The organism is Leadbetterella sp. DM7 (assembly GCF_040829825.2).
In the GTDB taxonomy this organism is placed as follows: domain Bacteria; phylum Bacteroidota; class Bacteroidia; order Cytophagales; family Spirosomataceae; genus Leadbetterella.
The window spans coordinates 97,936-110,230 of record NZ_JBFOLH020000005.1 but is presented as its reverse complement, the minus strand read 5'-3'; the positions used below and the strand labels follow the sequence as shown (position 1 = coordinate 110,230).

At 49.2% G+C, this 12,295-nt stretch carries 14 protein-coding genes; 9 read left to right on the top strand and 5 right to left on the bottom strand.

Features of this window, described 5'->3' with window-relative positions:
- Positions 1-12: 12 nt before the first annotated feature.
- The 6 genes from AB2U10_RS07785 (at position 13) to AB2U10_RS07760 (ending at position 5,277) form a co-directional block, all read left to right on the top strand.
- Positions 13-462 carry a hypothetical protein gene (locus AB2U10_RS07785; protein ID WP_367915176.1) on the top strand — a complete coding sequence of 150 codons (450 nt, stop codon included), beginning with the start codon at positions 13-15 and terminating at the stop codon, positions 460-462.
- A 1-nt stretch (position 463) separates the two neighbouring features.
- Positions 464-1,666, top strand: coding sequence for a THUMP-like domain-containing protein (locus AB2U10_RS07780; protein WP_367915175.1), 1,203 nt, complete (start codon positions 464-466; stop codon positions 1,664-1,666).
- Positions 1,667-1,723: 57 nt separating this feature from the next.
- Complete coding sequence (locus AB2U10_RS07775) at positions 1,724-2,566, top strand: hypothetical protein (protein WP_367915174.1); 843 nt, start codon at positions 1,724-1,726, stop codon at positions 2,564-2,566.
- Between the two features lie 491 nt (positions 2,567-3,057).
- Positions 3,058-3,921: an acyl-CoA thioesterase gene (locus tag AB2U10_RS07770; RefSeq protein ID WP_367915173.1), complete on the top strand. Its 864-nt coding sequence runs from the start codon at positions 3,058-3,060 to the stop codon at positions 3,919-3,921.
- Between the two features lies 1 nt (position 3,922).
- Positions 3,923-4,888 carry an NAD(P)H-dependent flavin oxidoreductase gene (locus tag AB2U10_RS07765; RefSeq protein ID WP_367915172.1) on the top strand — a complete coding sequence of 322 codons (966 nt, stop codon included), beginning with the start codon at positions 3,923-3,925 and terminating at the stop codon, positions 4,886-4,888.
- Between the two features lie 35 nt (positions 4,889-4,923).
- Positions 4,924-5,277, top strand: coding sequence for a hypothetical protein (locus AB2U10_RS07760; RefSeq protein WP_367915171.1), 354 nt, complete (start codon positions 4,924-4,926; stop codon positions 5,275-5,277).
- 35 nt (positions 5,278-5,312) lie between these two features.
- Here the strand turns inward: AB2U10_RS07760 and AB2U10_RS07755 are convergent, their stop codons facing one another.
- The 4 genes from AB2U10_RS07755 to AB2U10_RS07740 are packed head-to-tail and all read right to left on the bottom strand — an operon-like array spanning position 5,313 to position 9,234.
- A complete protein-coding gene (locus tag AB2U10_RS07755; protein ID WP_367915170.1) occupies positions 5,313-7,571 on the bottom strand; it encodes an outer membrane beta-barrel protein in 2,259 nt (752 codons plus the stop codon).
- Positions 7,550-7,942 (bottom strand): MauE/DoxX family redox-associated membrane protein, encoded by a 393-nt coding sequence (locus AB2U10_RS07750; RefSeq protein WP_367915169.1) that lies wholly within the window; start codon positions 7,940-7,942, stop codon positions 7,550-7,552. Before AB2U10_RS07750 ends, AB2U10_RS07755 begins: the two co-directional genes overlap by 22 nt.
- Positions 7,926-9,059, bottom strand: coding sequence for a hypothetical protein (locus AB2U10_RS07745; RefSeq protein ID WP_367915168.1), 1,134 nt, complete (start codon positions 9,057-9,059; stop codon positions 7,926-7,928). The genes AB2U10_RS07750 and AB2U10_RS07745 overlap by 17 nt, the downstream gene beginning before the upstream one ends.
- Positions 9,043-9,234 (bottom strand): hypothetical protein, encoded by a 192-nt coding sequence (locus tag AB2U10_RS07740; protein WP_367915167.1) that lies wholly within the window; start codon positions 9,232-9,234, stop codon positions 9,043-9,045. Before AB2U10_RS07740 ends, AB2U10_RS07745 begins: the two co-directional genes overlap by 17 nt.
- 196 nt (positions 9,235-9,430) lie before the next feature.
- Between AB2U10_RS07740 and AB2U10_RS07735 the strand changes: the two genes are divergently transcribed.
- Positions 9,431-9,790 carry a helix-turn-helix domain-containing protein gene (locus tag AB2U10_RS07735; RefSeq protein WP_367915166.1) on the top strand — a complete coding sequence of 120 codons (360 nt, stop codon included), beginning with the start codon at positions 9,431-9,433 and terminating at the stop codon, positions 9,788-9,790.
- 7 nt (positions 9,791-9,797) lie between these two features.
- Here the strand turns inward: AB2U10_RS07735 and mnmA are convergent, their stop codons facing one another.
- Complete coding sequence (gene mnmA / locus AB2U10_RS07730; protein ID WP_367915165.1) at positions 9,798-10,904, bottom strand: tRNA 2-thiouridine(34) synthase MnmA; 1,107 nt, start codon at positions 10,902-10,904, stop codon at positions 9,798-9,800.
- A gap of 157 nt (positions 10,905-11,061) precedes the next feature.
- Here mnmA and AB2U10_RS07725 point away from each other — a divergent pair, with 157 nt between their 5' ends.
- Both AB2U10_RS07725 and AB2U10_RS07720 read left to right on the top strand, forming a co-directional pair.
- The gene (locus AB2U10_RS07725) at positions 11,062-11,628 is read left to right on the top strand and encodes a hypothetical protein (protein ID WP_367915164.1); all 567 of its coding nucleotides are present in this window, start codon (positions 11,062-11,064) and stop codon (positions 11,626-11,628) included.
- A 184-nt stretch (positions 11,629-11,812) separates the two neighbouring features.
- On the top strand, positions 11,813-12,271 hold the full coding sequence (locus AB2U10_RS07720) for a PspC domain-containing protein (RefSeq protein ID WP_367915163.1): 459 nt from the start codon (positions 11,813-11,815) through the stop codon (positions 12,269-12,271).
- Positions 12,272-12,295 lie beyond the last annotated feature (24 nt).

The window sequence follows — 12,295 nt, the reverse complement described above, 5'->3', positions numbered from 1 at the left end:
TACGAGGAAGAAATGAAATATATTTCAATAGGATTTATGCTGTTGCTCTCGCTGAATGCCTTTTCACAGGGTGCCGGGAGAGCCAATAGTACGAATTCACGAACCTCAACACAACAGGACCGTATTCTCCAGATTAAAATAGCCAAGCTCACCAGTGACATGAAGCTCACCAAGAGCCAGGCTGAAAAATTCTGGCCCATTTACAATGCCTTTGATGAGCAGCGGAAGGAGATCAGGAGAGAGATCCGGCTGCTTTCCCGTAATTTTTCGGAAGACGACGACGCGTACAAAAAGCAGGAGCGTATCCAGGAGCTGAAACAGAAAGAGCTGGATATCACCCGGAAGTACAAAGGAGATTTCCTGCGGGTCATTTCCGAACAGCAATACGGGATCATGCTGGTGTCAGAAGAGCGTTTTAACCAGGTGCTGCTGGATAAGCTGAAAGAACGCAACCACGACTAAGATGTCTGAATCTCTCCGGGACCTCGGTCTCCGTATAAAAGCCCGTGACATTGCCCTTGCTGAAACTACCCGGATCACCCCGGCGGCATTTGCCCTGCGGCATGCCGGCCGCTACGAACCCGGGCTGCTGCAGCTGATTGCCGGCCACCTGGATTACCTCCGGGATATCGAAAAGAAAATTCCGTCCTGGTATGAAAACCGCCAAACCCTTCCGTATACCGGCATTAACCTTGAGCAGAGCTCTTCCGAGCTCACGGCCCGTTACAAAGCGGGATATGTGGGCGGACAAAACGGTCTGGACCTTACCGGCGGGCTGGGCGTGGACAGCTATTTCCTGGCTCAGAAATTTGATTATTTCACCCATAATGAACCGGATGCCGGCCTGTCGGAGGTTGCTGCCTGTAACTTTAAAGCCTTAGGCACGGATAACGTCACTTTTACCCGCTTCACGGCCGAACAATATGCCTGGCCCGAAAAACGGTACGACTGGGTGTACCTCGACCCCTCACGCCGGAACCGGGCCAACGGGAAGCTCGTATTGCCTGAAGATTGCCTGCCTGACCTGCCGGCCCTCCGCGCACAGATCCTGGAGCATACCGATGCCGTTATGGTGAAATATTCGCCCATGCTTGACATCCGGCTGGCTGTCAGCCGCCTGGAAACTGTGAATGAAATCTGGGTCCTGGCAGAAAAAAACGAAGTAAAAGAGCTGGTCTTCATTCTCCGGAAAACGGCCCGGCCCCGGCCGGAAATTCGCTGCGTCAACCTGGCTACCCCGCAGCCTGAGTTTGTCTTTACCCTGGAAGAAGAAAAAGAGGCTATAGCTCCGTACGGCATGCCTTTGCAATATCTGTATGAACCGAATGCCGCCGTAATGAAAGCCGGCGCCTTTACCTGTTCAGCCGTACGCTTCGGCCTTCAGAAAATAGCTCCGAACAGTCATTTGTATACGCATACTACGGCTCTGGACCATTACCCCGGCCGGGTAATGCGGATCAGGGGTGTGACCCCGTTCGACAAAAAACGTCTCAACAATATGGTCAGCGGAAAACAGGCCAACATTATCTGCCGCAATTTCCCGCTGAAGCCCGAAGAGGTAAAGAAAAAGCTGGGATGGAAAGACGGCGGAGATACCTATCTTTACCTTACCGAAGACATGAACGGGAAAAAGCTGGCTATAGTGACCGAAAAAATATCTCCATAACCGGTGCCGGCGCCAGACAGCGCACGGCTGACGGCTGAAAATTAAAAATTTATACGTATGAAAAAATTACTCTTCCTGGTGTTCGCTGCTTTCAGCGCTCCTCTATCTGCCCAGGTGTATGTGGGCCAGAACCTGCATAACGGGGTTGAAAAACGATCTTATTCGGCATTGACCAACCTTGATTCCAAAGACCTGACCGATGACCTGGAAAAATACCTGGGCCGCTTCGGGAAAGTCAACAAGCCGGCAAAGAACATTTACCGGGTGCAAAACCTGAAAGGAAATACGGTTTCTACCGATCTGAGCTATATTGATGTGGTGGCCAAATCAGCCCGGAAGCTGGAAAAGCTGGAATTCTTCTTTCTCAACGATGCCCACAATGCCCTGAGCGATAACGAGCTCAATCCCGGAGGCGCCGAAAAATTTGTCCAGGAGTTTATTGACTTCTCCCAGCAGAGATTGCAGGTGCGCCTGGTAGGTGAAAATCTTTCGCTGGCGGAAGATGATCTGAAGGAGGCCAAAAAAGACCAGGGGAAAATCGAGAAATCGATTGAGTCGAACCTGAAAGATCAGCAAAAGCTGGGCAAAAAGCTCGATGCCTCGCCTGAATTGGTGGCAAAGGCCATGTCAGAGAAAGAGGAGATCGTGACCCGCTTGTCTACCGACAGCACCGTAACCCTCGATGACAAAGCGAAATCAGATCTCAGCAAGGCCTCTCAGAAAAAGGATAAGGAGATCTCCAAAATACAGAAAGACGCCGATAAGGCCGAAGACAAGCTGGCTAAAAAGGAAAAAGAGCTGGAAGGGCTGAAACAGGAGCTTTCTGCGGCAAAACAGAAGGTGAGATCGCTGGAAAAGGTAGTCAGCGACGCTAAAAACCTGGCAGACAAGATAAAATAAAAAAAGGGCAGCTCAAAAAGCTGCTCTTTTTCAATTAACAAAACTATTACTCATTTAAAATTTACAATATCATGTCTTTACTTTTTCCTGTTTTTTAATTTTTTCTCACTAATTAGAGTAAAATACCACTTTAAAGGTTTATTTTTGCATGTGTTAATGAAACATTAACAGATATTTTAGAAAGCAATGCAACATTTTATGTATTTGTTGCGTTCTAATACCAAAGACACAGCTAAAAGATTTTTTGGATAAGAGATTATTATAGTGGTTTATTTTAGGGGTTAGATTAAAGCTCTCGGATTTTCTGGGAGCTTTTCTTTTTTTAACCCTATGAGGCATACAAGTTTTTTATTTTCACCACCATATAAGTCACATGAGGCATATAAGTTAAAATCTTATGTGGCTCATGTGACTTATATGGTTTTAAAAATTAATCATTTGCTCACTTAACCAAAAGCAATTACATTTACACATGATTTAGCAAGTTATATATGACCGATATCCGCGAACTTATTGATCTGTTAAAAATGAAAGCCCTGAGCGAAACCGTTTTTCTCGGGCAAAATTATCTTTCTCCCTGGAAAAGAGTTTTTGGCGGGCAGGTATTGGCCCAGGCCCTGAGTGCCGCTACACAAACGGTAGATCCGGAACGTTCGGCTCATTCACTGCATGCTTATTTCCTGCTGGCCGGAGACATCAATGTGCCTATCGTATACGAGGTGGAAAAGATTCGTGACGGGGGCAGCTTTTCTACCCGGCGGGTGGTGGCCAAGCAAAACGGGATAGCCATCTTTTTCCTTTCCGCCTCTTACCAGAAAAAGAACCAGCCGGGATACGACCACTCGATCGGGATGCCGCAGGTACCGGGGCCCGAGGGGCTCAAATCGGACGAAGAGCTGATCCTGAAGTTTGAAAAATGGATTCCGAATACCATCTCCGAGCTGATCAATTCGCGGCCTTTTGAATTCAGGGTGGTGGAAGGCTTCGATATTTTCGATACCCGCCGCAAGCCTCCCTACAAGCATGTATGGTTCAGGGCTAAACAGCAGGTAGAGGCTCCGCCGGAAATTCATCAGCAGCTGCTCACCTATGTTTCCGATTATAACCTGCTGGTGACCGCCACGCTGCCCCATACCGAGGGGCCCTACCCTTTCGACGTTTTTATGGCAAGCCTGGACCATGCCATCTGGTTTCACCGTGAATTTACTGTAAACGACTGGCTGCTGTATGCCATAGACAGCCCGAGCGCCTCCAACAGCCGTGGCTTTACCCGCGGAAATATTTTTACCCGTCACGGCCAGCTGGTGGCATCCGTCACCCAGGAAGGACTGATCAGACCCAAAACCGAAAAATAATATGCCTGTCTTACCCCATCTTAAATTACCGCTTGTAGCGGCCCCCATGTTCCTGATATCCAATCCGAAACTGGTGATTGAATGTTGCAAGGCCGGTGTGGCGGGCACATTTCCCGCACTTAACCAGCGTACTACCGAAGGGTTTGAAGCCTGGGTAGTGGAAATAAAAACGGAACTGGAAAAATTTGAGCAGGAAACCGGTATACAACCGGCTCCTTTCGGGGTCAACCTGATCGTACACCCTACCAACGAGCGCCTTATGGCCGATATGCAGGTGATTGTAAAGCACCGGGTGCCGCTGGTCATTACTTCACTGGGAGCCGTGTCACAGGTAGTAGAAGCCGTGCACAGCTATGGCGGGATCGTGTACCACGACGTAATCAAAAAGAGGCATGCCGAAAAAGCGGCAGAAGCCGGAGTAGACGGGCTTATCCTGGTCTGTGCGGGGGCCGGCGGGCATGCGGGCCTCCTTAACCCGATGGCGTTTGTGGGCGAGATCCGTACATTTTTTAACAAAACCCTCCTGCTGTCGGGCTGTATCAGCCGGGGAGCCGATATAGCTGCCGCACTGGCCATGGGTGCCGATATGGCGTATGCCGGAACCGTCTTCATCAACACCCCTGAAGCGGCCGCACCTGCCGGGTACCGGGATATGATCATCGGCAGCGAGGCCAAAGACATTGTTTACACGGCTGCCATTTCAGGTGTGCATGCCAATTTTATGCTGAAAAGCCTGGAAAAAAACGGCATCACGGAAGACCAGTGGTCCAGAGCAGGCAAAATAGATTTCGGGAAAGAGGCCGACGGCGCCCTGGCCGAGGCCAGGGCCTGGAAAACGGTCTGGTCGGCAGGCCAGGGCGTGGGAACCCTCCGGGAAGTACTGCCGGTCAATGAGCTGATACAGCGGTTCAGTGCTGATTTCCGGGCAGCTGTAGAAAAACTTAACAACACCCTCTCTTCGCTATGACATAAACCTTTTTGTTCCACAAACTTTTAAAAATCATGCATAACAACCGAAGCTGCCTGGAGTGCGGCGTCCGCATTATAGGCCGGGCCGATAAGAAATTTTGCGGCGATATGTGCCGGAACACCCACAACAACCGCCTCACGGCCTTTAAGAATAATACCATCCGGAATATTGATAATGCGCTGAAAAAGAACCGGCGAATGCTGAGCACATTGTGCCCGGCCAACAAAGCACGGGTTCTCCGCAAGGCGCTGACCGGCTTTGATTTCAGCCATTTTACGCACCTGCGGAAAACCCGTACAGGAAATACCTATTATTTTGTGTACGATATGGGCTACCTGGCCCTGAAAAACGATTGTATCCTGATTGTAAGAGAGCGCAAAGGTTAAGGGTCCATCCCGCGAAGGAGCACCGGGATGGCTTTTTATTCCGCTTCCCGGAGATCATCCACCTGGATGTCGCGGGTTGATTTCCTGACTTTCTTCACTTTTCCGAATGAATATACATAAGAAAGCTCAACGGTTCTCCCCCGGTAGTAGCTTTCTTCCCGGATGGCGAAAGACGGGCCCGACAGAGATCGCCGGGTTTTGATGGCGTTCATGACCGGGTTCTGGCTGCGTAAGGTGATTTGTGATTTTTTCCCTGCTTTATACAATGCTTCAAAATTCATATAATGGCTGTTTCCCGTTTCTCCCTGCAGGGTAACGGTATTTCCTACCAGGCTATAAAAGCCTGAAAAAGTGAAATGGCTGACCTGTGTTGATTCAAAGCCAAGGTTGATTCTCCGCTCCCAGCCCCGGTTTTTGTCACCGGTGTAGCTGTACCTGATCCTTTGTATGCCCCCGTTGCTAAAAAAGACCAGCTTTTTGTTCCCGAAGGAAGTATTGAGACTATACGCCAGCTCATGAGAAAGGATATTGCTGATATTCACAAAGGAGGTAACGATCCGGTTATCTTCTCCTGCTGCCCTGTGGGTTCCCATGGCATCTTTGCTATGTGCCAGGCTGTAATTTATACTCAGGTAGGTTTTGCCCAGGCTCCAGGAGTCGCGCAGGCTCAGCATGTCGGTCAGGCCTATACCCAGGTGCCGGTTACCCGTATTCACAAAAAGGGGATTGGAGTTGTCACGGAATATGCTGACCAGGGCCGGGCCCGGGCGCCAGATTTTGCGGGTATACGAAAGCGAGAGCGAGTTTTTCTCCGACAAGGGGCGGGAGACAAATACCCTTGGAATTACGTTGATCCGGTTCAGCGTGGTATCCCCGGAAATCTTATTCTGCGTGCCTTCCAGCTTCAGCCCGGTAATGGTATACCACTTGCCGAGTTGTTTTGTAAGACTTCCGTAACCGTTAATAACTTTCTGATGATAGCTATTATCCGGTCCGTTTATTTCAGAGAGCATAATTTCCTGGAAGTATTTCCGGTAGGTCAGGCCCCCGCCCAGTTCCCACGTGGTTCCTTTTCCGCGCGGAAGCTCGAAATCGAGCCGGGAAACCAACTGGGTTGACCGGGTATCGTTCCTGTTGAGGGTCAGGTCTCCTTCGCGGTTCAGGGTATACTTTTCAGGGGTAACCGCGTATTTGAGCAGGTTGGAAAAGAACATCTTATCCGTCTTTTTCAGGGCTTTGTAGTAATTTCCGTTCAGGTTGAGCTCATACCGCGAGCTTTCCGTATTAACGAGGGTTTCGGGGTTATCTGCCGGGGTGAACCGGGTATCGGAGTTGTTGATACCCAGCGAGCCGCTTGCTCCCAGGCTAAGGGTTTGTTTATTCTTCAGCTTGAAATCTTCACTCAGCGTGAGCCGGAGCAGGTCATTGGCGGTGAGGCTTTCCGATTCCATTTCACTGGTATTCTCCCCTACCCTGTAATCGGTGTGATTGCCTGACCGGGTATGGTCGCGGAAGAGAAGAAGCGAAAGGTTGGAGTTGACCTTACCGTTCAGCTTGGAGAGGTTGGTGCCTGTACCGCTGTTATTCAGCCCGGCGCCACTTCTCCACCCCAGCCGTGACCATACGTCACCGCCCTGGAATATTTCATCTTTTTTACTGACAATGTTGATGATCTGCTCCGCATCGGATTCGTACCGGATAGAGGGGTAATAAATCACTTCTATTTTTTCTACCTGGTTCACAGGAAGGGTGTTCAGGTCGTTAATGGTCAGGTTAGACGGCATACCGTCGCGATAGATCTTATAATTGGCTTTGCCGTTGATCAGCACGTTATTTCCCGCCACGGTTATAAACGGGAAACCGGCCAGCGCTTTGCTGATCCGCTGCCCTTTATTGGCCGGCCCGATGGTCATTACGGAGCGGTCGGGCTTGTTTTCCAGGATGGCATCGCCGCCCTTGACCACAATTTCACCCAGCAGGTTCTCCAAAGGCTTTAGCAGGAGTAGAAAAGTGGTGTCTTTTTTCAGGAGAAACACTCTTTCGCTTGCTTCAAAGCCACTGTAAGAGGCTCTCAGGGTGTAATTCCCCTCAGGCACTTCTTTGAGAATGACCCGCCCGAGAGAGTCGGTAATGCCGCCCTTATTTTTTTTGCCCGCCAGGTATACGGAGGAATAGCTCAGCGGCATACGGGTGACCGAGTCCCGTACCTGGACCCGAACCGTTACCTGTCCGAAAGAAAAGACATTTATACCGCATGCAAAGAGCAGAACGCTCAGCTTTTTAAAAGCAACCATAATGTAACAGAGAGTAGTATTAAATTAAATATAATGTGCCCTGTATACCCGGTTTCCCCCAGGATACCCGCACAGGAACAGGGCGGAGGCGTATACAGCAGATACAGGAGCATTAAATACATGGTAAAGAATATGAGCAGCGAAAATGCGCCCCACAGGTAGAGACTTTTTGCCGTAAAGAGGATACCGGCTCCCAGGCCCAGCATGAGTACGGGTAAGCCGATGGCTATGGTACGTAAAAGCACTTCCGGAATAAGCGGGGATTCGTCGAGCTGGCCTGTAAAAAGAGGCACATTAGCCAGCTTGGAAGCGCCTGCATACAGGTAAACCCCGGCTACCAGGATTTTCAGAATTTTATTGAATGTTTCCATGTGCGGCGATTTCATTTTTTAAAAAATCTCTGAGGTCAAAAAGAAGGATCTGCGAGTTAAAGTAAGCGGCGGCCAGCAGGGAGTCTCCCGAGACGGCCAGTTGTGAAATTCTTGATTTTTTATAGGAAGGCAGGTAAAAGCTGAATAAATACGTGCCGGTGTCTATAGCATAGGCATCTATGGTGCTCCGCCTTACAAAATCGTCACGGGTCTGGTTCTCAGAAGAAACATTGGATACCACCAGCAGCAGGTTTCCCAGCGCTGTGGCATCGAGGCGATGCCGGTTAACCGTTTCTGCCAGGTAACGGCGGTTGCCCACCGTTTTGAATTCAAAGTCCTGATCAGATGCATCTACCAGCCGAAAAGCCCGCAAAGCCGTATATTTTTCATCAAAAACCCATGCGCTGTCTTTGTAGAACGGCAGGCTGACGTAGTATTGGCCTGAGAATGTTTCGGTGCCGGAATAGTACAGCAGTCCCCCGTCTACCCTGGTGGCGGGCAGGAGATCTGCCTGGCGGATATTTCCCCGGAGGTCGGTCATTACCCGTTCAATACCCGCATTTTCAGCCCTGATCCTGTTCAGTACCAGGGTATGGGTATCGGGAACGGCCAGAAGAGCAGCCACCGGGAACCTGAAGGTGTACTGAGCGGTTATTTTTGAATGTTCAAGGTCAAAGCGGGAGATCAGCGACGAGTTGATTTCGTGCAGGTACAGGTTCTTCTCCCGGATAATAAACCCTGAAAACGATCCTCCCGGCGTTTTTAGAGCGGCTACATCGATGGTATTTCCGGAATTCAGGTCGTAACAGGCAATTTTTGTACGCTTGTTCATCCAGAGCGTCCTGCCTGAAAAGCAGAGGTCATCCACATCACCGAATACCGAAAGAGTATCGCTGATTTTGATCCGCTTATGGCTCACCCAGTTGCGGTTGCGGTCATTTTGCACGATTTCCTGCCTCGGGCTCAGCATAACCAGGATTCCCAGGAGGAGTAAGGGCGGCAGGCCAAAGAATAGAATTTTCCTGTTCATCGGGTAAAAGTTGTATTGGTTAATAAAAGACGGCCGTTCTCCTGACCGGGAACGACCGCCCCGGATAGGATCACCAGCCGTCATCATCTCCCGGAGGAGTATCAACGGGTACGTCTTGCTTAACGGTGATCTTATAGATGGTTCCGTCCGGTTTAACACAGCACATGTCGGGGCCACCGCCACATTCTGCTACAGAACAAGCCATTGAAGAGTAAACAGCCATGCTTACGGCCACAAGGGCCAGTACAATCCTGGTTTTCATTTTACTTTTACCAAAGGGGTTAAATTCAGTGCTTCGTTGCATGAAGATTCTTCGGCTGTACAATATTAATTGGCGGTCAGGCAGTTAGGTTGTGTGACTTTTTCATAAGAATATGACATTTTATCATATAAATACAGGCCTTCTATTGCATATTCAATCTGTAAATTTTTTATATTCGCAAAAACATAACTCTATAATGAACTTTAATTGCACCAACCTTTTAAAACTGAGAACCCGGTCAGGGTACTCGCAGGAGTACATCGCTGACCTCCTGGGTATAGATCATTCCTGCTACAACCGGCTGGAAAACAACAAGCGAAGACTGCGAATAGAAGACATCCCGGTATTGGCGCGTGCCTTTGGCAAATCTGAACCGGAAATCCTGGAAGAGCTGATGGGCTGGATACCAGCGGCTCCTGCCCCGATTCCCCCTGCAGCCGAAATGACAGAAACCCTGTTCCTCCGGGTGATCCGGGAGAAAGACAAGGTGATTGAAGAAAAAAACAGGACGATAGAGTTCCTGAGCCGGATGGTTCAGGACCCTCTGCCCCCCTGAACCGGGCTTATACCCGGTAGCTTTTCATGATCCAGCCCCCGCCGATCACGTCGTTGCCTTCGTAAAATACAGCGGCCTGGCCGGGAGCAATGGCTGAAACGGGCTCATCAAAAATAACTTCAATTTTATCGGCTTCCGTTTGCCGGATACTGGCGTTTTCACCCCGGTCTTTGTACCGTATCTTGGTGGTAGTGCTTAATCCGCCATCCGGAATGGAGTCATATTTCTGGAGGTTGAGCTTGCCGACCACCATACCGTTTTTTTTCAGGTATTCTTCGGTTCCGAGCACCACTTCATTGGTTTCTTTGCGGATTTCCGTTACAAAAACGGGGTAACCCATCGCTATTTTCAACCCTTTCCGCTGCCCGATGGTATAGAAAGGATAACCTTCGTGCTTACCGACCACCTGTCCGTTTTCCAGCACAAAATTACCGCCGGCCACCTGTTCTTCGAGGCCTTCCACCCGGCGCTTCAGGAAGCTCCGGTAGTCGTTGTCAGGCACAAAGCAGATTTCATACGATTCTGATTTATTGACGAGATCAAAGAAACCCCGTTCTTTGGCCATTTCGCGAATCTCCGCCTTGGTAAGATCGCCGAGGGGCAGCAGGGTACGCGAGAGGCTTTCCTGCGACACGCCCCAAAGCACATAGCTCTGGTCTTTGGTCTGGTCTACGCCTTTGGAAATCACGTACCGGCCGTTTTCCTGCCTGATTTTGGCATAATGCCCTGTAGCGATAAAGTCACAATTGAGGTTATCGGCCCGCCGCAGGAGGGCATCCCACTTGATGTGGGTATTGCACAAAACACAGGGGTTGGGTGTACGGCCTTCGAGGTATTCACCGGTAAAGTGATCGATCACCGAGTCACCGAATTCCGAACGGATATCCAGGATATAATGCGGGAAACCGAGGTTAACAGCTACTGCCCGTGCATCGTTGATCGAATCGAGGCTGCAGCAGCCCGTTTCTTTTTTGGTACCGCCTGAGGAGGCATAATCCCAGGTTTTCATGGTCATTCCCACTACTTCATAGCCCTGCTCGTGTAGCAGGACGGCCGCCAGTGAGCTGTCGATACCGCCGCTCATGGCTACTAATACTCTTCCTTTTTCTGACATTTGTTCTGCGAGGGTTCAAAGTCCTCCGATTTAAGTTTTACCTACAAAATAACTAAACACTTGCCGATCATTTTTGGTTCTTATGTAATTTTGCGGAAAATTTGTTTGGAGAACGTGTCAGAGCGGGGAAGATTTTGGATTATTACGGGAAAAAAGCATGTTAAATAAAAAAGTACTGGTAAAAAGCATAACCAGCTTGTCAGAGGCCCGGTATTGTGCCGGGATGTTTGTGGATTATATTTCTTTTGATCTCGATGAGGAAAGCGGGTATCATGTACCCAAAAAGAAGCTGGAAGAGATCAGGGGCTGGCTCAGCGGCGTAAAGATCTTGGTTTCGCTGCCTACCGGTAACGTTTCGCTGATCCGGGAGGCCCTTGATGAATACGGGCCCGACGGTTTCCTGTTCAGTCCCGAACAATATTCTCTTTTACCCCTTGTTGATGTACCGGTGAAGGTGCTGGAATGGGCCGATGATATCGATATGTTACCGTTCATCCCCGAGCCGGAGGTGATCCTGCTGCTTACCGGGCCGGGAGCCGTAAAGGAGGAAAAGCTGAAGGACCTGGACAATGAAATTCTTAAGGGATTTGATTTTCAGAATGTTAAGTCTATACCCGAACGGGTTGACGGCTTCGCCTTTGTGGGAAGCTTTGAAGAGCAGGTGGGTCATAACTCGTATACCGGGCTCATGGAAGCCCTGGAATATATCGAAGAAAACTATTAATTAAATACCTGGATGTAAACCGGTTACACAGGAATTTACCTATCAGGAAACGGCATGGAAAACCACCCCGGAATCTGGTACACCAAATACAAGCCCTCATCCTGTTAAAATACCACTCATGTAGTTTGTAATACCAAGTACTGATTCTTATCTCTACATTTGTTTCATAATTATGAAAAGCAAAATGTATAGAATCAAAAATGAGAAAAGTATTTTGGGAGGTGTCTGCCTGGGACTGGCAGATTACTACCGAACCGACGTGACGCTCGTCAGGATCGTCTTTGTGATACTTATTTTCACGGGGATCCCTATTGGAATAGCGTATTTGGTATTGTGGGCGCTGCTACCCAAAAGGTACGGCTACTCGGTCAGCAATGTAGAAAACAGTAATTTAAACGCAGATAACGAAATGAGCAATCAAACAAGAAACGGGAATATTGCAGGAGGCTTGGTCCTGATCATTCTGGGTGCCATTTTTTCTTTCAAAACGTTCTTTGATATCAATCTTTTCTCCTATATCAAGAACATGTGGCCCCTGGTACTGATTGGTCTGGGTGTCTGGATCATTGTAAAGGAAAAAGATGATCACCAAAATCCCGGTAACCCTCCTTACGGTGGAAATACAGGGGGAACCAGTTACTAAAAATAAACCGCAAGCCATCGGCTT